This window comes from Micromonospora sp. II (genome assembly GCF_001709195.1).
GTDB lineage: Bacteria > Actinomycetota > Actinomycetes > Mycobacteriales > Micromonosporaceae > Micromonospora > Micromonospora chalcea.
Genome location: NZ_LYXF01000035.1, coordinates 596,733 through 617,962, shown reverse-complemented (window position 1 = coordinate 617,962; position 21,230 = coordinate 596,733). Strand labels below are relative to the sequence as shown.

The 21,230-nt window shown below is 71.6% G+C and carries 19 protein-coding genes and 1 pseudogene; 10 read left to right on the top strand and 10 right to left on the bottom strand.

Translation table 11 applies throughout. The features are described 5' to 3' along the window. Positions 1-346, top strand: a pseudogene (locus A8711_RS20775) (hypothetical protein); the annotation flags it as partial. Between the two features lie 71 nt (positions 347-417). Here A8711_RS20775 and pulA read toward each other — a convergent pair. Continuing rightward, entirely contained in the window at positions 418-5,916 is a 5,499-nt protein-coding gene (gene pulA / locus A8711_RS20770; protein ID WP_069089110.1) for a pullulanase-type alpha-1,6-glucosidase, read from the bottom strand. Positions 5,917-6,059: 143 nt separating this feature from the next. After that, entirely contained in the window at positions 6,060-6,752 is a 693-nt protein-coding gene (locus A8711_RS20765; RefSeq protein ID WP_043329707.1) for a cellulose binding domain-containing protein, read from the bottom strand. Positions 6,753-6,905: 153 nt separating this feature from the next. On the opposite strand from A8711_RS20765, the gene A8711_RS20760 reads away from it, so the two are divergent. Further along, entirely contained in the window at positions 6,906-7,505 is a 600-nt protein-coding gene (locus A8711_RS20760) for a GNAT family N-acetyltransferase (RefSeq protein WP_069089109.1), read from the top strand. A 39-nt stretch (positions 7,506-7,544) separates the two neighbouring features. On the opposite strand, the gene A8711_RS20755 is transcribed toward A8711_RS20760, so the two are convergent. Beyond that, the gene (locus A8711_RS20755; protein WP_030503305.1) at positions 7,545-8,198 is read right to left on the bottom strand and encodes a GPP34 family phosphoprotein; all 654 of its coding nucleotides are present in this window, start codon (positions 8,196-8,198) and stop codon (positions 7,545-7,547) included. Positions 8,199-8,398: 200 nt separating this feature from the next. On the opposite strand from A8711_RS20755, the gene A8711_RS20750 reads away from it, so the two are divergent. Next, positions 8,399-9,910, top strand: coding sequence for an APC family permease (locus tag A8711_RS20750; protein WP_043329703.1), 1,512 nt, complete (start codon positions 8,399-8,401; stop codon positions 9,908-9,910). 52 nt (positions 9,911-9,962) lie between these two features. Here the strand turns inward: A8711_RS20750 and A8711_RS20745 are convergent, their stop codons facing one another. Continuing rightward, positions 9,963-10,352, bottom strand: a complete 390-nt coding sequence (locus A8711_RS20745; protein WP_064445336.1) for a hypothetical protein — start codon at positions 10,350-10,352, stop codon at positions 9,963-9,965. A 41-nt stretch (positions 10,353-10,393) separates the two neighbouring features. After that, on the bottom strand, positions 10,394-11,101 hold the full coding sequence (locus A8711_RS20740) for a hypothetical protein (protein WP_064445335.1): 708 nt from the start codon (positions 11,099-11,101) through the stop codon (positions 10,394-10,396). Between A8711_RS20740 and A8711_RS20735 the strand changes: the two genes are divergently transcribed. Both A8711_RS20735 and A8711_RS20730 read left to right on the top strand, forming a co-directional pair. Continuing rightward, positions 11,100-11,291 carry a hypothetical protein gene (locus tag A8711_RS20735; protein WP_036343738.1) on the top strand — a complete coding sequence of 64 codons (192 nt, stop codon included), beginning with the start codon at positions 11,100-11,102 and terminating at the stop codon, positions 11,289-11,291. The genes A8711_RS20740 and A8711_RS20735 overlap by 2 nt on opposite strands. 52 nt (positions 11,292-11,343) lie before the next feature. Further along, entirely contained in the window at positions 11,344-12,180 is an 837-nt protein-coding gene (locus A8711_RS20730) for a hypothetical protein (RefSeq protein ID WP_255365656.1), read from the top strand. Positions 12,181-12,572: 392 nt separating this feature from the next. Here A8711_RS20730 and A8711_RS20725 read toward each other — a convergent pair whose 3' ends face one another. Continuing rightward, positions 12,573-13,226 (bottom strand): DedA family protein, encoded by a 654-nt coding sequence (locus A8711_RS20725; protein WP_064445333.1) that lies wholly within the window; start codon positions 13,224-13,226, stop codon positions 12,573-12,575. 24 nt (positions 13,227-13,250) lie between these two features. Next, positions 13,251-13,607, bottom strand: coding sequence for a glyoxalase (locus A8711_RS20720; RefSeq protein WP_069089107.1), 357 nt, complete (start codon positions 13,605-13,607; stop codon positions 13,251-13,253). Between the two features lie 156 nt (positions 13,608-13,763). On the opposite strand from A8711_RS20720, the gene A8711_RS20715 reads away from it, so the two are divergent. The 3 genes from A8711_RS20715 (at position 13,764) to A8711_RS31595 (ending at position 18,120) form a co-directional block, all read left to right on the top strand. Continuing rightward, positions 13,764-16,619: an aconitate hydratase gene (locus tag A8711_RS20715; RefSeq protein WP_043329693.1), complete on the top strand. Its 2,856-nt coding sequence runs from the start codon at positions 13,764-13,766 to the stop codon at positions 16,617-16,619. 264 nt (positions 16,620-16,883) lie between these two features. Further along, positions 16,884-17,840 (top strand): trypsin-like serine protease, encoded by a 957-nt coding sequence (locus tag A8711_RS20710; protein WP_233607910.1) that lies wholly within the window; start codon positions 16,884-16,886, stop codon positions 17,838-17,840. A gap of 73 nt (positions 17,841-17,913) precedes the next feature. Then, entirely contained in the window at positions 17,914-18,120 is a 207-nt protein-coding gene (locus A8711_RS31595; RefSeq protein ID WP_043329680.1) for a hypothetical protein, read from the top strand. A 109-nt stretch (positions 18,121-18,229) separates the two neighbouring features. Here the strand turns inward: A8711_RS31595 and A8711_RS20705 are convergent, their stop codons facing one another. Together A8711_RS20705 and A8711_RS20700 are read right to left on the bottom strand one after the other, a co-directional pair. Continuing rightward, on the bottom strand, positions 18,230-18,460 hold the full coding sequence (locus A8711_RS20705; RefSeq protein WP_043329678.1) for a hypothetical protein: 231 nt from the start codon (positions 18,458-18,460) through the stop codon (positions 18,230-18,232). A 56-nt stretch (positions 18,461-18,516) separates the two neighbouring features. Then, the gene (locus A8711_RS20700) at positions 18,517-18,921 is read right to left on the bottom strand and encodes an SRPBCC family protein (protein ID WP_069089105.1); all 405 of its coding nucleotides are present in this window, start codon (positions 18,919-18,921) and stop codon (positions 18,517-18,519) included. 84 nt (positions 18,922-19,005) lie between these two features. Here A8711_RS20700 and A8711_RS20695 point away from each other — a divergent pair, with 84 nt between their 5' ends. Continuing rightward, a complete protein-coding gene (locus tag A8711_RS20695; protein WP_205797677.1) occupies positions 19,006-19,476 on the top strand; it encodes a YfbM family protein in 471 nt (156 codons plus the stop codon). Positions 19,477-19,555: 79 nt separating this feature from the next. Beyond that, complete coding sequence (locus A8711_RS20690) at positions 19,556-20,332, top strand: hypothetical protein (RefSeq protein WP_069089103.1); 777 nt, start codon at positions 19,556-19,558, stop codon at positions 20,330-20,332. Positions 20,333-20,478: 146 nt separating this feature from the next. On the opposite strand, the gene A8711_RS20685 is transcribed toward A8711_RS20690, so the two are convergent. Continuing rightward, positions 20,479-21,210 (bottom strand): SDR family oxidoreductase, encoded by a 732-nt coding sequence (locus A8711_RS20685; RefSeq protein ID WP_064445325.1) that lies wholly within the window; start codon positions 21,208-21,210, stop codon positions 20,479-20,481. Between the last annotated feature and the right edge of the window lie 20 nt (positions 21,211-21,230).

Genomic DNA, 21,230 nt, shown 5'->3' with positions numbered 1-21,230 from the left:
CCGCTTCGGCGGCGGCATCTACAACGGTGAGTGGCTCATCAAGATCGAGGACGGCTTCCTCACCCGCGAGCACGACAAGGACGACAACGCCACCCTCACCATCCGCGACACCGAGATCAAGGCCAACACCGCCCTCAACGGCGGCGGCATCTTCAACAACAAGGCCAAGATCACCCTCACCAAGACCCACGTCACCAAGAACACCGCCACCGACTCCAGCAAGCTCCACCGGGTCGCCGGCGGCGTCCTCAACAACGAAGGACGCGTCAAGCTCGACGACAAGTCCCTCATCAGCAACAACGACCCCACCAACTGCGCCAACACCGTCGAGGACTGCTTCAACTGACCTGACGGTCCCGGGGTACGCGACCGGCCCCCTGCCACGTGACGTGGCAGGGGGCCGGTCGGCCGTGCCGGTCAGCTCTGGACGAACACCGCCACGCTGCGCGCGGGCACGGTGAACGTGCCGGCGGCCCGGTCGAACGAGGCGGTACGCAGCGCCGGGTCGGCCGAGTTCCGCAGCACCGGATGCAGCGTCACGTTCGCCCCGCGCAGCCCGGTGACCGTCTGCTTCGCCGTCTCCGGCGTGGCGTTGAAGACGACGGTCACCGACTTCCACGTCCCGTCCAGCCCGCGCGCGTCGAGGGTCATGGTGAGCACGCCCGGCGTCTCCTTCGTCCCGGACAGCGGGAACGCCACCCGCTTCTGCACCTGCTCGGCGCTGCTGAGCCCGAACACCGGCGAGGATCGGCGGACGCGCAGCAGCTCCGCGTACCGGGCGTCGGCCAGTTCGACCGCCGCGCAGTCCGGCACCAGCAACGGGTCGGCCAGCAGCGGCTTCGCGTACGACCACTTGTCGCGGTTGTCGGCCTCCGGCGGCAGGCCCGCGCCGAACCCGTTGCCCTGGGCGCAGTCCCAGCGGATCTGGTTGAACCAGTCCCCCGAGTTGTACGAGTTGCGGTCCAGCGACTTCGAGCGCAGCCGCTCCGAGCCGGTGGTGACGAACCCGGCGCCCTGCCCGAGCGCTGTGGTCGCCAGCGCGAGCACCTGCATCCGGGCCCGGTCCTGCGCCGAGGTCCCCTGCGGCAGCTTGTACGCCAGCGCGTCGTACAGGATCTCGTTGTCGTGCGCGTCGACGTAGGTGACCGACTCGCCCGGCGCGGCCGTGTATCCGGCCGGCGCGCCCTTGTAGTCGACCTGCGCGCCGGTGACCCGCTTCCCGGAGGAGTCGGTGAACCGGTAGTCGCGCAGGTTACCGGTCAGGCCCACCTTGATCAGGTCGTGCTGGTGCAGCAGCCGGGCCCGCTGCTCGGCCGCCGTGCCGTTGACCTCGTCGCCGTTCGGGTCGGTGTAGAGGCCGGAGGCGAAGCCCTGCGCGCGCGGGTTCGCGTCGAACGGGCCGCCGCCGCGCACCGCGTCGCGGAGCCGGTCGTTGAACGTGCCGATGCCGGTGCCGGCCATGTTGATCTGGGTGGCCTGGGTGAACCGGGCGTCGTCGGCGACCTCGCCGAAGTTCCAGCCCTCGCCGTAGAGCAGGATCTTCCGGCCGTCGACGCCGTCGCGGGCGAGCGTGAGCTTGTCCAGCGCGGCCCGTACGGCCAGGATGTTCGCCTTCGGGTGGTGGCCCATCAGGTCGAACCGGAAGCCGTCGACCTTGTACGCCTTGGCCCAGGTGACGATCGACTCCACCACGAGCTTGCCCATCATGGCGTGCTCCGGGGCGGTGTTGGCGCAGCAGGTCGAGTTGGCCACCGACCCGTCGTCGAGGAGCCGGTGGTAGTAGCCCGGCACCACCTGGTCGAGCACCGACTTCGGGTCGGCGCCGGCGGCCGAGGTGTGGTTGTAGACCACGTCCATGACCACCCGCAGGCCGGCCTTGTTCACCCCGGCGACCATCTGCCGGAACTCGGTGGTGCGCTTGGCGCCGTTCGGGTCGGTGGCGTACCCGCCCTCCGGCACCGTGTAGTGCAGCGGGTCGTACCCCCAGTTGTAGCCGTCGGTGTCGGCGACCGCCGCGACGCACTTCTGCTGCTGGTCGGAGTCCGGCGGCAGCGCGGCCAGGTCGCAGGCCGGCTGGGCCTGGTCGGCCCGCTTCTCCGGGATGGTGGCGAAGTCGAACGCGGGCAGCAGGTGCAGGTAGTTGACCCCGGCGTCGCCGAGCGCCCGCAGGTGCTTCATGCCCGCCGTCTGCGGGTCGGTGAACGCCAGGTAGGTGCCGCGCCGCTCGGCCGGAACCGTGTTGTCGGCGATGGAGAAGTCCCGCACCGACAGCTCGGTGATCTGGGCCTTCGACGCCGGCGGGGCGGCCGGCTTGCGCAGGTTCGCCCAGCCGGCCGGCGCGAGCGCCGGGTCGGTCAGGTCGACGATCTGGCTGTGCGTGGAGTTCGGCGCGAGCGCCACCGAGTACGGGTCGGTCACCGACGCGGTGACCACCTTCTGTGTCGCCGGCTGCCACGCCTGCACCTGGTAGCGGTAGTAGCGGCCGGTCCACGCCTTCGTCCCGCGCACCGACCAGACACCGGTGCGGTCGTCGCGTCGCATCGCCACAGTGGTCGGCTCGGCCGTGGGCGAGTCGAACAGCTCCAGCGCCACCTTCTGCGCGGTGGGCGCCCACACGGCCAGCGTGGGTACCCGCCCGGCGAACGTCGGGCCGAGTTTCGCGCCGGTCGCGGCCGCGTAGACGTCGTCGAGCACGCCGGGGATCTGCACGCCGGTGGCGGCGAGCAGGGCGCCCTCGGCGTCCCGCTCGGTCACCACGAGCTGCCCGCGCAGCGCCGCCGGCACCTTGGCCAGGTCGCCGCGCGCGAGCGTGAAGGCGCGACGGTCCCAGAGATGGGGGTACGCCTGTCGTTGCGCCTCGGTCAGCCCGTTGCGCTGCGCCCGCAGCGGCAACTCGGTGTACGTGCCGGTCAGCTCGCCGTCGGCGACGCCGATCCCACCGGCCGGGGCGACCGCGAGCGCGTACCGCCTGCCGTCGGTCGGGCCGGTGGCCCAGGCGACTGTGGACCTGTCGATCCAGTTCGCCTTCTGCCTGGTGATGTCGATGTCGGTTGCGGCGCCGGACGTGGTGGTCGGCAGCAGCCGGCCCTTGACGCCGGCGAGCAGCCACACCTCGCGCCCGGCGGTGGCGAAGTCGAGCCGCTGGTCCTCGGGGTGGTCCTTCTGGTCGCCGGAGTGCACGATGTAGCTCAGCCCGGTCGCGCCGGCGCTCAGCGGCACGCGGAACACCGCGCCGTAGGCGTCGATCTTCTCCGGCTTGAGCGGCGTGGCCCAGTCGGTCGGGCTGGCGGCGCCGTCCCACAGGTGCAGGCCCCAGCCGTCGTAGTTGCCGTCGGCCTTGCGCCAGTGGATCAGCGCCGTGTCCGGCGCCACCGGCGGGTCGGGCTCGCCGGTGGCGGCCTGCCGCGTCGGGTACACCTCGGCGTCGCCCTGCTTGACCCAGACCTCCCCGGTCCGGGTCACGTCGATGAAGCGGTCGGCCGCGACGTCCTTGTTGCCGCCGGAGTCGACCACGACGAAGCCGACCGACTTCGCGCCCGGCTTGAGCTTCACCCAGGCGAACCGGCCGTACGAGTCCTCGCCGGCGAACGGCTGCCCGGCGGGCCACTCGGTGACGTACGCCGGGTCGATGTCACCCCAGGCGTAGAGCCGCCAGTCGTCGTACCCGCCGGCCGGGCGCTTGTAGTGCACGATCGCCCAGTCCCGTGACTCGCCCCGGTCCGGGGTGCCGACGGTGCCGGTGGCGCGGGCGGTGGCGGTGCGGCCCTTGCCGTCGCGGACCACTGCCTTGTACTCGACAGTGGTGCCGCCGGGCAGGCCGGTGAGGTCGTGGTGCACGGTGTACGGGGCGCGGTGCGCGCTGCCCAGCAGCGTCCACTTCCCGCCGTCGACCCGGGCGGCGAACGTGACGGTGGCGAGCGGGTCGCCGGTGACCTGGGCGGTGACGGTGGCCTTGCCGGGGGCGGGCTCGTCACCCGGCTCGGTGATCGTGATCTTCGGAGCGGCCCCGGGGTGCGGGATGGCCCGGTCGGCCTTGAGCACCACCGCCGACATCGCCGGCACGGTGAGGCTCAGCTTGCCGTCGGCAGCGGCCGTCACGTCTGCGGCGCCGCCGTACACGCCGGTGAAGCGGGCGCCGGCCGACCAGGTGTCCACCGTGACAGTCTGCGGGGTGGCGGCGTTGTTCACCGCCGCCACGTACTCGATCCGGTCGGCGGGCAGGACGCGGGAGAACGCGAAGACGCCGGGACCGTCGGCGGCGTGCCGGGTGACCTGGACGCCGTCGCGCAGCGCCGGGTGCGCGGCCCGCAGGCCGCCCAGCTCGGCGATGGTCCGGTAGAGCGGATGGCGGGTGTCGTACTGGTCGACGGCGTGGGTGCGGGTGGTGCCGATCAGGTCGTCGTCGAGGTAGTCGGCGGTCCGGGAGGCGAACATGTCCTGCCGGGCGTCCTTGTCCCCGCCCGGGCCGGTGAAGCCCTGCTCGTCGCCGGAGTAGACGACCGGCTGGCCACGGGTGAGGAACATGAGCTGGTGGGCGAGCCGGCTGCGCGTCAGCTGGGCGGCGTCGTCTCCGCCGCCGGCGGCGACGAACGAGCCGATCCGGCCCATGTCGTGGTTGCCGAGGAACGTGGTGAGCCGGTTGGCGTTCGTGTCCCGCGCGGTGTAGAGGTCGTCCTTGGCGTACACGTCGGCGAGGGCCTTGGCCGAGCCGTCGGCGGCGGCGTAGCCACGTGCCGCCTCCTGGAAGGAGAAGTCGAGCGTGGCGGGGAGGCCGCCGCGCCGCACGTAGGTGGACTGGATCTCCTGTTCGGCGCTGTAGACCTCGCCGAACATGAAGAAGTCCTTCTTGCCGGCCTTCGCCGCGGCGGCGTCGATGCCACGGGCGAACTGCGGCCAGAACTCGAGGTTCGAGTGCTTGACGGTGTCGAGGCGGAACCCGTCCACGCCGGCCTTGCCGATCCACTCGGCGTAGATGTCGGTCATGCCGCGCACCACTTCGGGCCGCTCGGTCCACAGGTCGTCCAGGCGGGAGAAGTCGCCGTACTCGCTGTTCTCCCCGGCGAAGGTGGAGTCACCGCGGTTGTGGTACATGGTCGGGTCGTTCAGCCACGCCGGTACCTTGACCTTCGCGTCGGCGGGGGTGGCGAACACCGGGGTGTACGGGAACGACTTCTCGTTGACGGCGGGGAACTTACGGGTGCCGTCGGCGTAGTTCCGGTCCTCGAAGGGTCGTCCCTGCGCGTCGCGGTAGGGCGCGGTCTTCTTGTCCACGTAGCCGTACTTGTCCTCGGCGTACCGGATGACGTCGGCGGTGTGGTTCACGATGATGTCGAGGTAGACCTTGATGCCCCGCCGGTGGGCGAGGTCGACCAGCTTCTTCAGCTCCGCGTTCGTGCCGAAGTGCGGGTCGACCTGGGTGAAGTCGGTGATCCAGTAGCCGTGGTAGCCGGCCGAGACGTCGGCGCCGGTGCCCTGCACGGGCCGGTTCTTGAAGATCGGGGCGAGCCAGATGGCAGTGGTGCCGAGCCCTTGGATGTAGTCCATCCGGTCGATCAGGCCCTTGAGGTCGCCGCCGTGGTAGAAGCCCTTGTCGGTCGGGTCGTGGCCGGTGGTGAGCCGGCCGCCGGTGAGGCCGCCGTTGTCGTTGCGCTTGTCGCCGTTGGCGAAGCGGTCCGGCAGGACGAAGTAGAACTGCTCGGCCTTGGCGGTGTTGCGGCTCGCCGCGAGCAGCGCGTCGGGCGAGGGCTCGTGGTTCCACTGGGGAGCGTTGCCGGCGGCGAGGACGTCGGGGGTGGCGGCGCGCTCGGGAGCGTCGTCGCCGAGCTGATGGAGGGCCACCGGAACGCCGACGACGGCGAGCACGAGGGAGGTGACCAGGGCGAGCAGCGCCTTGGGGGATATCGGCGGCGGTTTCATCGACGGCCTTTCTCTGGTCGCTGATTCGCCCGCACGCTAGCCCTTGCCGAAATATTCTGCAATACCTTGCAAACCATGCTGCAACAAAGCAGTTACCTTGCAAGAGAGTGCACGCGTGTCGCCCCGATCCCGGGGCGCGGGTTCTACCGAGCGACGCAGGGCGTGCCGTCGACGGTGCAGCTCGCCGGCCGGGTGCCCGCCCGCTCGATGTGGAACCGCACCGCCAGGGACTGCCCGGGGGCCAGGTCGAATCCGCTGCGGTAGGTGAAGACGCCGTCGTCGAAACGGAACACGCCCTGCTCGGCGCCCTCGACCCAGGCGGTGACCAGCCTTCCGCCGGGGAAGACCGCGCGCACCGTCCAGCCCCGGTGCGAACGCGCGGTGTTGACGAGCAGCACCTCGCCGATGAAGCCGCCGTCGAAGGCGCTCTGCACGCTGTACCTGCCGGTCACCGCGGACGGCGGCGCCACCGGCGGCGGAGACGACGGGGGCGGCACCGGCCGGGCGACGCCCCGGGGGCTGGGCGTCGACGCGGCCGGCGTCGGCCGGGCGGGCAGCTCCGTGGAGCGGGGCGACAGGCCCGGCAACACCGGAGCGGTGGCGGAGACCGGCGACGGACCGCTGGCGCTGACCGCCGTGGGGGTCGGCGGCACGTGCGGCAGCGGCATCAGCGGATCGGGCGGACCGGCCGCCGGGAACGTGCTCCGTCCCCGCACCGAACCGAGCGCCACCGCCAACAGGACCACCATCACGACCACGCCGGCGGCGACGAGGATCCAGGGGGACGAGGTCATGGCGGCCCCGGGCTGCGGGCCGGAGCGACGCGTGTGGGACATGGTCCTCCTGTCGGGGTCCGGGCCAGCGTAGCCACCGGGACCGGGCCGCGGCGAGCGGCCGGAATCGGGCCTGCCGCACGGCGCGGACTCCTGATACCTTGCACGCCGATCAATGACCACAATGGCTCGTCGAGCCGGTAGGACGGATGGCCAGTGACTGAGTGGCAGGGCAACATCCGGCGGGCGTCCACGGCGGACGCCGCCGTCGTGACCGCGATTCTCGCCGAGGCGTTCATGCAGGATCCGGTGAGCGGCTGGGTCTTCCCGGCCGACGACCACCGCGCGCGGGTCCATCCCGCCTTCTTCGGGCCGTTCGTCGCGCTGGCGCTGCGCACCGGCGAGGTCCACCTCGCGGGCGACGGCCTGGGCGCCACGCTCTGGCTGCCCACCGGCGACGGCCACGAGGCCGAGGAGGGCGACGAGTTCGCCGGGATGGAGGCCGCGATCGGCGCCGAGGCCATGAAGCGGTTCGGCATGCTCGACGAGATGATGGGCGCCCGCCACCCGAGCGAGCCGCACTGGTACCTGCCCTTCATCGCGGTACACCCGGACCATCACGGCAAGGGCGTCGGGGCGGCGCTGCTGCGTAACAAGCTGGCCGAGCTGGATCAGGCCGGCTCCGCCGCGTACCTGGAAGCCAGCTCGCCGCGCAACGCCGCGCTCTACGAGCGCCTCGGGTTCCGGCGCCGCCCGGTCACGCTCGACCTGCCGGACGGGCCCAGCCTCTACCCGATGTGGCGCGACCCGGCCTGACCGGGATCGTCCCGCCCCGGCCTCACCCGGGGCGGGACGTCATCGCCGTACCGTCGTGGTGCTCACGTCGAGCGCGCCCACGACGGCGGCGAGCAGTCCGTCGAGCTGCCCCGGCAGGAACCGCCGGCAGTCCCGCATCCGGACGCCGACCTGCGGGTCGAAGATGTTCGCGGCCAGCCCGACCGCCTCGGCGAGGCTGGCCAGCAGCAGCGTGCCCGGGTCCAGTTCGGCCGGGGACGAGTGCATCAGCATGGCGGTCAGCCGTACCCGCGGCGAGGCCGCCTGGTTCGGGTCGTTGGCCGGCCAGCGCACCGTCCGGCCGATCAGCTTGCCCTGCTCCCGGCGGAGCACGCCGGCGGTGACCAGCCGGGTGCCGACACGCTCGTTGATGTTGAGCTGGGTCCGCAGATAACGGATCCACAGCCGGGCCGGGTGCGCGCCCTCCCGACGCAGAATCTCGGTAATGAGCAGATCGGTGAGCGGCTCCTGCCACAGTCGCGGATCGACAGCGGCGATTCCGCCGCCGTCGAGGGCGATCCGGCCCTCGAACATCAATTCGGCGAGCGCGGCGCCGGCCAGCCCACACTCCAGCCGGTCGACGGCGACATGCGGCTTGCCGGTGAACTCGTCGTGTCCGATAAGGAACAGCGCATCCGCAAGCCGATACGTGGCCTGCGCCCCGGGGTAGGTCATGGTCCATCCTCGAACGGTGGCCGTGAACGTCGACACGGGACGGTACGGCATGACCACGCACAGCTCAATTCCGGTCGATCAGGAGCCCCCCAAATCGATATCGAGACGGGGTTGTGACGATCAGTGATCACCAATACCCTGCTTCAGGTTGTTCCGAAGTAGACAGCTGAACCCCCTCACTCCCCTCCCCTGGAGAAGCCTTGTCCTCCGATCCGTTTTTCTCTGACGGTGGGCTGCGCCGCGGTCGTCTCGGCACCGCTCACCTCGTCTTCTTCACCGTCGCCGCGTCGGCGCCGCTGACCGTTCTCGGCGGTGGCGTCACCACCATGTACGCGGTCAGCGGCAACATCGGCGCCGCGCTCGGATACGTGCTGCTCGCGGCAGTGCTCGCCGTTTTCGCCACCGGCTACGCCGCGATGAGCCGGTACGTCGCCAACGCGGGCGCGTTCTACGCGTACATCGCCAACGGCCTCGGTCGAGCCGGCGGGGTGGCCGGCTCGGCCGTCGCGCTGGCCGCGTACAACGCGATTCAGATCGGTCTCTACGGCCTGCTCGGCGCGATCCTCGGCGACTTCATGGACGCCAAGACCGGCATCAGCCTCGACTGGTGGGTCTGGGCGCTGCTGGCCTGGGTCTTCATCGGCGCGCTCGGCGTCCTGCGCATCGACCTGAACGCCACCGTGCTGGCGGTGCTGCTCATCCTCGAGTGCATCGCCGTGCTGATCTTCGACCTGGTCGCCTTCGCGAACCCGGCCGGCGGCGCCGTCACCACCGCCGGCATCAGCCCCGGCCACCTGTTCGGCGCCGGCTTCGGCGCGGTGCTCGCGTTCACCATCGCCTCCTTCACCGGCTTCGAGAGCGGCGCCATCTACAGCGAGGAGGTCAAGGACCCGCGGCGCACGGTGGCCCGGGCCACCTACATCGCCGTCGCGTTCACCGGCCTGTTCTACGCCTTCTCCGCGTGGGCGCTGACCGTGCTGACCGGCCCGGAGAACGCGCCGGCGGCCAGCGCCGAGGCGGGTCCCGGCGTCATCTTCGGCGCGCTCGACCAGTACACCGGCGCGGTCGTCGCGGACATCGCCAACGTCCTGTTCATCACCAGCGTGCTCGCCGCCCTGCTGTCGTTCCACAACGGCGTGGCGCGGTACCTGTTCGCGCTGGGCCGCGAGCGGGTCCTGCCGGGCTTCCTCGGCGCGACCTCCAGCCGCAGCGGCGCCCCGGTGGCGGGCTCGCTGGTGCAGAGCATCCTCGCCGTGGTGGTGTTCCTGGCGTTCGCGATGACCGGCCGTGACCCGGTCATCGACCTGTTCACCTGGCTGTCCGGCGCGGCGGCGGTCGGCGTCGTGCTGCTGATGACGCTCACCTCGGCCTCCGTCGTGGGCTTCTTCCGGGGCCGTCCCGGCCCGGAGAGCGCGTGGCAGCGGGCGATCGCCCCGGGGCTCGGCACGATCCTGCTCACCGCCGTGCTGCTGGTGCTGCTGTTCAACTTCGACGCGCTGCTCGCGCCCGACACCGCGAGCTACCTGAAGTGGCTGCTGCCGGCGATTCCGGTGGCGGCGGGCGTGCTCGGCCTGATCTGGGGCGCGGTGCTGCGCACCAGCCGGCCCGAGACGTACCGCCGGATCGGCCAGGTCACCGAGGAGGGCCTGCACGAGCCCGGCCTGCACCCGGCCCCCGAGGCCGACCGCTGGGCCGGCGCCCACCACCGCTGACGTCCGTCGGTGCGGCGGCCGGCCCGCGTGGCCGGCCGCCGCACCACCACGATCAGGCGGTACGGATGACAGTGCAGATGACCGGACCGTCCTCGGTGGTACGCAGCAGGTAGCGGTAACGCTCGCCGGGCACCGCGCCGCCCTGGCTGTCCAGGAACTCCCAGCGCACCGCCACCTCGGTGAGCAGCGCCGAGACCTGTTGCACGTCCTCGATCTGCGCGTTCGCGGCCACCAGTTCCCGCTCCTGGTAGTCGGGGGCGGCGCCGACGAAGCTGAGCGCCACCGCCGCCGGCGAGGTGAACGAGAAGCTGTAGGTGTCGGCGACCACCAGCCCGGGCAGGGCGTAGCAGCCGGCGATGGCCGGCACGTCGGCGGTGGTCAGCGCCACGCCGTACCGGTCGAAGAAGTCGGTGAGCGTGTCGAGGTCGGTGGAAGCCGTCACGACGCCCCTCATTACCGGCCCGGCGCGGCGGCAAACCTTCCTCAGCGCGGCGGGATCCGCACCTCGATCTCGGCTCCGAGGCGCGCGCCGCCGCTGAGGGCCAGGTCGTCGCCGCTCCAGAACCGTCCCGGGTCGTACCAGTTGGGCCGCCGCCCGGCGGGCAGCAGACCCATCGCCTCGTACGTCACCGCCACCACCTCGGCGCAGTACGCCGTCTCCAACGCGTTGTCGCTGCTCTGCCCGCCATCGGTGCTTTCGTCTCCGCTCCTGGTCCGGCCCCGGCCGCCGATCCGGCCCTTGATGCCGTCGAGGCTCAGGCGGCGCGGGTGCGGCACCCGGCCCCGGGCCCACCGCCAGGCGAGTTGCGCGGTGGACGGGAACGGCGTGCCGTCGAGACGGGCCACGGTACGCAGCACCGCCTCCTCCATCGCCGGGTCGGCCGGCGGTTCGAGCTGACGCAGCCAGCCCCGTTGGCCGTACCGGTTGGCCCAGACGCAGACCGCGTCGCGCAGGTCGTGCAGCTGCACGCCACGCTGGTGCGTGCCGGTCCACATGTCCGGCAGCGAACGGCCCAGCTCGGCGTGCCACATCAGCGGCGGCATGTCGTCGAGCACCACCGCCATGCCCACATGGTTGACCGGGCTGTTGGTGGTGAGCTGAATGGCGCGGTCCGGCACGCTGCGCCCGCGGAACACCCACAGATCGCCGGTGCGGGTCAGCTCCACGGCCTCGTCCAGGCTGATGCTCATGGAGGACTACCCTAAGCGGATGCGGCAACGGATGCGGTGGTGGAAGGTACTCGGACTCGCGGGTCTCGCCGGCGTCGCGGCGACCGGAGTGGTCGTGGCGCGCGCGGAACGGCGGCGCCGCGCGTACACCCCGGAGGAGATCCGGGACCGGCTGCGCGAACGGCACGCGAAGGCGTCGTCGTCCTCCTGAACGGACAGTCACGGGGCGGCGCGGCCGGGCGGGTTCTCCTAGCATCGGCGTGATGGGAACCAGTTTCTGGGAAAGCCCGTTCGTCCTCGACCCCCGGCCCGCCGCGGTGGAGCGGCACGGCGACGTCGACCTGCACGTCCCCACCGGCGACGGCCGGCATCCCGCAGTCGTGATCGTGCACGGCGTGCCGGGCCCGCCCGACGCGCCAGACGCGCGCGACTGGCCGCTCTACCGCGGTTACGGCGCGCTGCTCGCCGAGCGGGGCGTGCTGGCCGCGATTCCCCAGCTCACCGTGGCCGGCCCCGACGACCTGTACGCCGTCGCCGCGCGGGTCGCCGCCGCCGCCGAACTGCTCCGCGCCGATTCTCGCGTCGACGCCGACCGGCTCGGCCTCTGGTTCTTCTCCGGCGCCGGCCTGCTGCTCGGCGACTGGCTCCGCGACCCGCCCCGCTGGCTGCGCGGCCTGGCCGCGACCTATCCGCTGCTGGCCCCGCTGCCCGGGTGGCCCCCGGTGGATCCGCGCTTCCGCCCGATCGACGCGCTCGACCTGCCCGCCCCCACCGGCGACGCCACCGCCACCCCGGCGCGGCCGGACGACACCACGACGCCGGGCAGCGTGGACTCCGGCGGCACGGGCATCGACGCCGCGCGGCCGGGCGAGCCGGCTCGGCCGACGCTGGTGCTGACCAGGGCGGGCCGGGAACGGCCCGAGGTCGCACCCACCATCGAGGCGTTCACGGTGGTCGCCCGGCGGCGCGGCATCCCGCTGCACGTGGTGGACGTGCCGAACGGTCAGCACGGATTCGACGCGCTGGATCACACCGAGGAGTCCCGGGCCGCCGTACGCACCGCCCGAGACACCCTGCTCGACCTGCTGACCGCCCCCTGACCACCGGCCATCGCACCACCAGATCTCCCCACGCCCTCACCCCGCCTCGTTGATCATGAGGTTGGCCGGGACAAAGCAGACACAAACTGCCGCCAACCTCATGATCAACGGGGCGGGCGGCGCACCGGAATCCCGCACCCGCGCTTGAGCACCCGTTCCCGCTCGCCCCGCCCGTTCTCGCTTTCCCGGCCTACAGCCCACCAGCCAGCGCCCACGCCGGACGATCAAGGAGTTTTGGTCCTCTGGTGGGCCGAATCCGTACACAAACTCCTTGATCACCTCGGCGGCGGCGCCCGGGGGAGGCAGCTAGGCGAGGCGGAGGCGGGAGCAGGGCCGGGGACCGGAGCAGGGGCCATGGCCCAGGGCGGGGACCGGAGTGCGGGCGGGGTGGGTCAGCGGTCAGCTGCGGGGACCGGGTCGGGGGTGTCGGGGCTGTCCAGGGGCTGCAGGCGCTTGGCTCGGCGGCGCAGCCACGCGGTGCTCACCACGCCGGCCAGCACCGCCAGCACCAGCCCGGCCCAGGAGATGTCCTTGAGCCAGTGCTCGGCGGCCTGCCCCAGATAGAACAACAGGTAGGTGGTGCCGAACGCCCAGACCAGCCCGCCCGCGGCGTTCGCCACCAGGAACCGGCGGTACGGCACGCGCAGCGCTCCGGCGAGCGGCCCGGCGAGGATGCGCAGCAGCGCGACGAACCGCCCGAAGAACACCGCCCAGACACCGTGCCGGGCGAAGCTCAACTCGGCGCGGGCCAGGTGCGCGGGGCCGAGGTGTTTCGGGAAGCGCCGACCGAGCCGCTCCAAGAGGGGACGGCCACCGCGGCGGCCGACGGCGTACCCGACGGAGTCGCCGAGGATCGCGCCGGTGGCTGCGGCGGCGGCCACCCACTCGGGCCCGACGGCGCCGGTGGCGGCGAGCAGGGCGGCGCTGACCAGCACGATCTCGCCGGGCAGCGGGATGCCCATGCTCTCGACGCCGATCACCACGCCCACGAGCAGGCAGATCAGGCCCGGTGGGAGGGCGGCGAGCCAGTGCTGTACGTCGACCACCCCGCCGACCCTACCCGCGCCCGGTCACCCGGCGGGGGCCAAGAACTCCAGCCGGTTGCCGTGCGGGTCGTGCGTGTGGAACCGCCGCATGCCGGGAATCTCCTCGTCGCCCCAGGTCACGGCGTGGCCGGCGGCGACCAGGCGGGCGGCCAGCTCGTCCAGGTCGGGCCGCATCAGGGCCGGGTGGGCCTTGCGGGCGGGACGGAAGTCGTCCTCGACGCCCAGGTGCAGCTCGGCGTCGTACCCGGTGAACCAGCAACCACCGCGGGCGGCGAGGGCCGGGGGTTTGGGCTTCTCGGTGAGGCCGAGCAGGCCGACGTAGAAGGAGCGGGAGAGATCCTCGGAGCCGCGGGGGCAGGCGAGCAGGACGTGATGGATCATGGTGGCACCTCCTCGTCCCGCAGCGTGGCACGAGGTTGCGTGAATAGCAAGACGGACGTACGGTTTTGTAGAGACCGACGCAGGTAAGTGTTGCCTAAGCACGGCGGCGCTCCGGTCGGTGCGACAAACTGCTCAGGACTACTCACGGTCGCTGGTGTGAAGGAGTACGACGTGGCGAGCCTCGACACCTTCGGTGCGAAGACCCAGCTACGCGTCGGAGACGCGAGCTACGAGATTTTCAAGATCGACAAGGTGGAGGGCCACGAGCGACTGCCCTACAGCTTGAAGATCCTGCTGGAGAACCTGCTGCGGACCGAGGACGGCGCGAACATCACCGCCGACCACATCCAGCAGCTCGGCGCGTGGGACGCCACCGCCGACCCGAGCGTGGAGATCCAGTTCACCCCGGCGCGGGTGCTGATGCAGGACTTCACCGGCGTGCCCTGTGTGGTCGACCTGGCCACCATGCGCGAGGCGGTACGCGACCTCGGCGGCGACGCCACGAAGGTCAACCCCCTCGCTCCGGCCGAGCTGGTCATCGACCACTCGGTCATCGCCGACCTGTTCGGCCGCGAGGACGCCTTCGAGCGCAACGTCGAGCTGGAGTACGAGCGCAACAAGGAGCGCTACCAGTTCCTGCGCTGGGGCCAGACCGCGTTCAACGAGTTCAAGGTCGTCCCGCCGGGCACCGGCATCGTGCACCAGGTCAACATCGAATACCTGGCTCGTACGATCATGGAGCGCAACGGCCAGGCGTACCCTGACACGGTCGTCGGCACCGACTCGCACACCACCATGGTCAACGGCCTGGGCGTGCTGGGCTGGGGCGTCGGCGGCATCGAGGCCGAGGCCGCGATGCTCGGCCAGCCGGTCAGCATGCTGATCCCCCGCGTCGTCGGCTTCAAGCTCTCCGGCGAGATGCCGGCCGGCACCACCGCCACCGACCTGGTGCTGACCATCACCGAGATGCTGCGCAAGCACGGCGTGGTCGGCAAGTTCGTCGAGTTCTACGGTCCCGGCGTGAGCGCCGTGCCGCTGGCCAACCGCGCCACCATCGGCAACATGTCGCCGGAGTACGGCTCCACCGTGGCGATCTTCCCGATCGACGCCGAGACCGTCCGCTACCTGGAGCTGACCGGCCGCGACGCACAGCAGGTGGCGCTGGTCGAGGCGTACGCCAAGGAGCAGGGCCTCTGGCACGACCCGGAGCGCGAGCCGGAGTACTCCGAGCGCCTCGAGCTGGACCTGAGCACCATCGAGCCGTCGCTGGCCGGCCCGAAGCGCCCGCAGGACCGAGTGCCGCTGGGCAGCGCCAAGACGCTGTTCCGCTCCGCGCTCAGCGACTACGTGGCCGCCGACGAGACCGGCGGCGACCCGGGCCGCAAGCCGGGCGTGCCGCAGCAGGAGAAGCCGTTCGGCGCCGACGGCCCGGCCGACGAGGCGTCCGCCGAGTCCTTCCCGGCCAGCGACTCCCCCGCCAACGGCGTGAACGACCCGGCGGACGCGCCGCGCGACCTGGAGACCGCCGCCGTGGGCGCGGGCGGCCGGGCCAGCAATCCGGTACGCGTGACCGGCGCCGACGGCGTCGAGTACGAGCTGGACCACGGCGCCGTGGTGATCGCCGCGATCACCTCCTGCACCAACACCTCAAACCCGCAGGTCATGATCGGCGCCGCGCTGCTGGCCCGCAACGCGGTGGAGAAGGGCCTGGCCCGCAAGCCGTGGGTGAAGACCACCCTCGCGCCGGGATCGAAGGTCGTCATGGACTACTACGACCGCGCCGGCCTCACCCCGTACCTGGAGAAGCTCGGCTTCAACCTGGTCGGCTACGGCTGCACCACCTGCATCGGCAACTCCGGCCCGCTGCCGGAGGAGGTCTCCGCCGCCGTCAACGAGGGCGACCTCGCCGTCGTGTCGGTGCTGTCCGGCAACCGCAACTTCGAGGGCCGGATCAACCCGGACGTCAAGATGAACTACCTGGCGTCCCCGCCGCTGGTGGTCGCGTACGCGCTCGCCGGCACCATGGACATCGACCTGGCCAACGAGCCGATCGGCGAGGACGCCCAGGGCAACCCGGTGTACCTGCGGGAGATCTGGCCGAACAGCGCCGAGATCCAGGACGTCATCGCCTCCGCGATCGGCGCGACCGGCTTCAGCGCCGCGTACGCCGACGTGTTCGCCGGTGACGAGCGCTGGCAGTCGCTGCCGACCCCGACCGGCGACACGTTCTCCTGGGACGGCGAGTCGACGTACGTGCGCAAGCCCCCGTACTTCGAGGGCATGCAGCAGGAGCCGGCCCCGGTGCAGGACATCGCCGACGCGCGCGTGCTGGCGAAGCTGGGCGACTCGGTGACCACCGACCACATCTCCCCGGCCGGCTCGATCAAGGCGGACTCCCCCGCCGGCAAGTACCTGGCCGAGCACGGCGTGGCCCGCCACGAGTTCAACTCGTACGGCTCCCGCCGGGGCAACCACGAGGTGATGATCCGGGGCACGTTCGCCAACATCCGGCTGCGTAACCAGCTCGTCCCGGGTGTCGAGGGCGGCTTCACCGTCAACCACCTGACCGGTGAGCAGACCTCGATCTACGACGCCTCGATGGCGTACCAGGAGGCGGGCGTCCCGCTGGTCATCCTGGCCGGCAAGGAGTACGGCTCGGGCTCGTCGCGTGACTGGGCCGCCAAGGGCACGATGCTGCTGGGCGTGAAGGCGGTCATCGCCGAGTCGTACGAGCGGATCCACCGCTCGAACCTGATCGGCATGGGCGTGCTGCCGCTGCAGTTCCCGGGCGGGGAGACCGCCGAGTCGCTGGGCCTGACCGGCACGGAGACGTTCTCGATCAGCGGCGTGACCGCGCTGAACGACGGCGACACCCCGCGCACGGTGAAGGTCACCACCGACACCGGTGTGGAGTTCGACGCCGTGGTCCGCATCGACACCCCGGGTGAGGCGGACTACTACCGGCACGGCGGCATCCTGCAGTACGTGCTGCGCCGCATGATCGCCAGCTGATCCCGTACGGCTCACCGAGGGCCGCTTCCCGCTCCGGCGGGGAGCGGCCCTTTTGCGTACCTCATCCACCCCGAAAAATTGCGACTGGATGGAATTCCCGCAGCGACCGATCGCACATCCGACAATGCACAGAATCGACATCCATGATTCATTGACAAGCGCCGAAGCCCGTCGATACGTTTCGGTTGTCGCGACGAACCACGGGGGCGCTCCAGTTTTCGATACGGGAATCGAAACACTGGGAAGGAATTCATGAAAACGTCGATGAGACTTCTGGCATTGCCGATCCTGATCCTGCCGACGATCCTCGCCGGCACTCCGGCTCAGGCCGCCACCGACACCACCTCCGGCACCGCTGCTCCGGCCGCGGTGACCTCGATCGAGCGCAAGGTGGGGTCGTCGGCCGGGCAGGCCAGGGCATACTGGACGGCCGAGCGGATGGCGGCGGCCACTCCCGCCGACGAGGTGGAGAAGGCCGCCGGCCCGGTCACCCAGAGCCCCACGGCGGAGCGGGTACGGCGCTTCGCGGAGGCGGTGGCGCCGAAGGACGGCAGCGGCTTCGGCGCCCAGCTCAACGAGTCGATCACGGTGGGGAAGATCTTCTACACCAGCTCGACCGACGGCCTGGGCCATTACTGCTCGGCGAGCGTGGTGAACAGCCCGGCGCGCAACATGGTCTTCACCGCCGCACACTGCGTGCACGACGGGCCGGGCCGGGACTGGCACACCGCGAACTGGATGTTCGTGCCGTCCTACCGCAACGGCGCGCAGCCGTACGGCACCTGGGACTGGTCCACGCTCGCGGTGCCCAGCGGCTGGATCAGCACCCGCGAGCGGCAGTACGACGTGGCCGTCGCGCTCGTCTACGGCAGCCGGTCGATCGTGGACGCGGTCGGCGCGAACGGCCTGCTCACCGGCGGGGGGCGCGCGTACCACTACGACGTCTTCGGCTACCCGAGCAACAAGGACAGCGGCGAGATCCAGTGGGTCTGCTCGGGCACGTCGCGGGACGCGGGCAGCAACCGGATCGAGATGAACTGCGGCTTCGGGGGCGGTTCGAGCGGCGGCCCGTGGTACTACAGCTACGACAACACCACCAGGCGCGGTGACGTGCACGGGGTGATGAGCTACTCGAGCGGCACGAACACGAACGGCTCGCCGTACTTCTCCGCCGCGGTGGTGGGGACGCTCTACAACACGTACGCGAACGACACCTGGTGAACGACGGTCCGCCTGGTGTGCCGCCGGCGCACCAGGCGGACCGGCACCGGTCGACCGGTCCGGAGGAGGCGACATGTCACATCGTGTACTGCTCGGCGCGGCCGCCGTCGCGGCGCTCGCCGTGGCTGTGGCCGTCGTGGTCGTCGCGGCGCGCGACGGCGGCGCGGCGCGGCCGGCGCCGCCCGGCCCGGTGGTCGCTACCCACAATCCGAGCCCGGGTGCCACCGACCCGTCCGAATACTGGACGAGGGAACGAATGCGGGACGCGATCGGCGACTGAATCAAGAATTGCATTCGGCGCCCAGGTGCGTCGGATTTCGTCCCGCTCACGATCACCGGCCGAGCCCGGCGCGCAATTCCCATTTCAGGGGCGTGAGTGCCGCGTGCGTTCACGGGACGGTATCGGAGTAGACCTCGACGTCGTAGAGCAGTTGCACGTTGCGGCGTCCGTTGGTGATGCCGACGAAGACCGGGTCACCGGCCGGGGTGCGGCCCTGGCGCCACACCTGCTCCCGGGCCGCTTCCCGCGACTCGTGATGCACGCCGCCCTCGCGATGCGTCTGCAGGACGCGGCGGGCGGTGGTCGGGTCGCTGTCGAGGTGGATCCGCAGCAGGGGCATGACGCGCCCTCCTTGCCACTGTCGGGGCCGGACTGCCGACTGACCACGCGCGCCTCTCAGCCGGCGGCGCTCTCCAGCACGGCCTTGAGCCGGGCCAGATCCGCCTCGACCAGCGCGGTGTCCCGGTCGAAGTCCGTGTCGCTCATGCCGGGCATCCGGCGCAGGCTGAACACCACCTCGGTGGCGCTGCCGTCGGCGATGGCGCGCAACGGCACGTACACCGTCTCGCCCGACGGCGTCCGCACCTCGTGGTCGAGCACGCCGTACTCGTTGGCCGGGGCGAACGTGAGCCGCGCCCGCCCTTCGGGTGTGTCCACGAACCACTGGCCGTCGACGAGGTTCACCGAACCGCCGAGGCCCGGCGCCCAGCGGGGCAGGTTCGCCGGGTCGGCGGCGAAGGCGTAGACCTCCGCGACCGGACGGTCGATGTGGACGGCGAGGTGGCGGGTGTCAGTGGCCATGAGCCGATGGTGCCATGCCTGTCGCAAGCGCACGCTACGCTGCCGCCGATTCCGACCGGCACCCCCGAGAGGCACCCCGTGGGCATGATCTTCAACGCACGCCGGCTGTCCGCCGAGGAGCTGGCGGCGGTCCTCGCCGACCCGGAGAAGGTCGACACCCTGTTCCAGGGTGGCCCGGACGAGCTCGACCTCGACAAGGCGTGGCACGGGCTGCACTACCTACTGACCGGCGACACGTACGAGATCCGGGGCGACGCCGGGCCGGCCGTCCTGGGTGGTGACCCGATCGGGCCGGACCTGGGGATGGGCCCGGCCCGGCTGCTGATGCCCGACGCCGTCCGCGCTGTGGCCGGCGGGCTCGACGCGATCGACGAGGCGACGCTGCGGGCCCGCTTCGACCCGGCAGCCTTGTCGGAGGCCGAGATCTACCCGCACATCTGGGACGACGGCGCCGACGAGTTCGACGCCTACCTGCTGCCGAACTTCACCGCGCTGCGTGACTTCTACCGCGCCGCGGCCGAACAGGGGGACGGCATGCTGCTCGCCATCACGTGACCCGCCGGAAGCGTGCCTACGGAAGCGGGCCGGCGGAAACGGGTACGCGCCGACGATCGGGCGCCGGTAGCGTGCCGGCGTGGGACTCGACGCGTTCGTGTACTGCCGGTGCTGGCAGGACGGCCTCACCACGCCGTGCCCGGTCGGACCGGTCGGCATCGACGAGGACGGCTGTCTCGCGCTGTTGCGGCAGTGGGAGGGCAACGAGGCCGCGCACCGCACGTTCGACGCCTGGCTGGCGGAGGCGTGCCCGCACAAGGCCATGGAGCAGGCGAGCGAGCACGTTTCCAACTGGGCCGGCGTACGCCTGTTCCAGCAGGCGCTACGCGCCGCCGGCCCGGAGCGCTTCCCGACGCTCGCCACCGCGCTGCCGAACCTCAACGGCGGCTCGCTGCCGGCCGACCGGGCGGCGGTGGCGCTCGCCGAGCTGGACGCGTTCGCGCGCACCGATCGGATCACCGACGGGGTCGAACTGATCGACGAGGCGACCGGCCGGGTGCTGATGCAGTACGTCGAGAGCTACCACGGGGTGTTCATGCTCGGCCCGGACTTCCGGGCCGGGGTAGATCCGGACGGCTTCTTCGTCGTCGACACCGCCGACCCGCCGGTGACGCTGTTCCGGGCCGTCCGGTTCGGCCAGCGGCCGCTGCCCGGCGACCGGGTGGAGCTCACCGCCGGCGGGACGCGGACGGTGCTGGCGATGCTGCCGGTGGGCGCCCACGGCAAGCCGCCGCCCGAACGGCTCGCGGTGCGGACCCGGAGCCGGTCGGGCAGCGACTTCGCCTACATCGTGGAGCCGCTGCGCCGGCTGTGCGCGGCGTCGGTGGCCACCGGCAACCCGGTGATGTGGTTCTGACGGGCCACCCTCGACAGCCGGTCCGCACCGCGCTCTGATGGACCACCGCATGTCCGGGCGTGTCGTCCGGGGAAGGTGACGTCACCTGAGAGCGGTATACCCCGCCGTGAGCGTCACGCTCAGTCACGTCTAGAAGCTGACCGGAGTCACCACGGGATCGTGCCCGCGTCCTCGAAGTAGCCGCCGGTCGGCCCGTCGTCGGGCAGCGTCGCGAGCCGGATCGCGATCGCCGCGCCCTGCTGCGGGGTCCGCACACCGCGGAAGCTGTTGAGGTCGGTGGCGGTGAAGCCCGGGCAGGCGGCGTTGATCAGGATGCCGGTGTCCGCCAGCGCCCGCGCGTACTGGATGGTCACCGCGTTGAGCATGCTCTTCGACGGCGAGTACGCCACCGACAGCGGCCCGGTCTGGTCCTCTCCGGTGGAGGCGCTCTGCCGGGTCAGCGAGCCGACACCGCTGGACATGTTGACGATCCGGGGCGACGCCGAGCGGCGCAGCAGCGGCAGCATCGCCTCGGTCACCCGGACCACCCCGATCACGTTGACCTCGACGGCGGTCCGGATGGTCGCGAGGTCGACGTCGCCCGGGTGCTGCGGCACGCCACCTGTCACGCCCGCGTTGTTGACGAGCACGTCCAGACCGCCGGCCTCCGTCTCCAGCAGCCGGGCGGCGGCGGTCACGCTCGCGTCGTCGGTGACGTCCAGCGGTACGCCGAACGCGTCCACGCCGCCCGCGCGCAGCTTCGCCACCGCCTCGGCGAGCCGCCGCTCGTCCCGGGCGCCGACGCCCACCCGCCAGCCGAGCGCGCCCAGGCCGGCCGCGATCTCGTACCCGATTCCCTTGTTCGCGCCGGTCACCAGCGCGATCGTCCGTTCGCTCATGCCCTCGATCCTGTCCGCGG

Coding starts and splice junctions, on each gene's coding strand:
- A8711_RS20700 (WP_069089105.1), bottom strand. CDS start 18,921: ATGGCCACTGACACCCGCCACCTCGCCGTCCACATCGACCGTCCGGTC.
- A8711_RS20695 (WP_205797677.1), top strand. CDS start 19,006: ATGATCTTCAACGCACGCCGGCTGTCCGCCGAGGAGCTGGCGGCGGTC.
- A8711_RS20710 (WP_233607910.1), top strand. CDS start 16,884: ATGAGACTTCTGGCATTGCCGATCCTGATCCTGCCGACGATCCTCGCC.
- A8711_RS31595 (WP_043329680.1), top strand. CDS start 17,914: ATGTCACATCGTGTACTGCTCGGCGCGGCCGCCGTCGCGGCGCTCGCC.
- A8711_RS20730 (WP_255365656.1), top strand. CDS start 11,344: ATGGGAACCAGTTTCTGGGAAAGCCCGTTCGTCCTCGACCCCCGGCCC.
- A8711_RS20740 (WP_064445335.1), bottom strand. CDS start 11,101: ATGAGCATCAGCCTGGACGAGGCCGTGGAGCTGACCCGCACCGGCGAT.
- A8711_RS20765 (WP_043329707.1), bottom strand. CDS start 6,752: ATGTCCCACACGCGTCGCTCCGGCCCGCAGCCCGGGGCCGCCATGACC.
- A8711_RS20755 (WP_030503305.1), bottom strand. CDS start 8,198: ATGACCTACCCCGGGGCGCAGGCCACGTATCGGCTTGCGGATGCGCTG.
- pulA (WP_069089110.1), bottom strand. CDS start 5,916: ATGAAACCGCCGCCGATATCCCCCAAGGCGCTGCTCGCCCTGGTCACC.
- A8711_RS20735 (WP_036343738.1), top strand. CDS start 11,100: ATGGAGGACTACCCTAAGCGGATGCGGCAACGGATGCGGTGGTGGAAG.
- A8711_RS20705 (WP_043329678.1), bottom strand. CDS start 18,460: ATGCCCCTGCTGCGGATCCACCTCGACAGCGACCCGACCACCGCCCGC.
- A8711_RS20685 (WP_064445325.1), bottom strand. CDS start 21,210: ATGAGCGAACGGACGATCGCGCTGGTGACCGGCGCGAACAAGGGAATC.
- A8711_RS20720 (WP_069089107.1), bottom strand. CDS start 13,607: ATGATCCATCACGTCCTGCTCGCCTGCCCCCGCGGCTCCGAGGATCTC.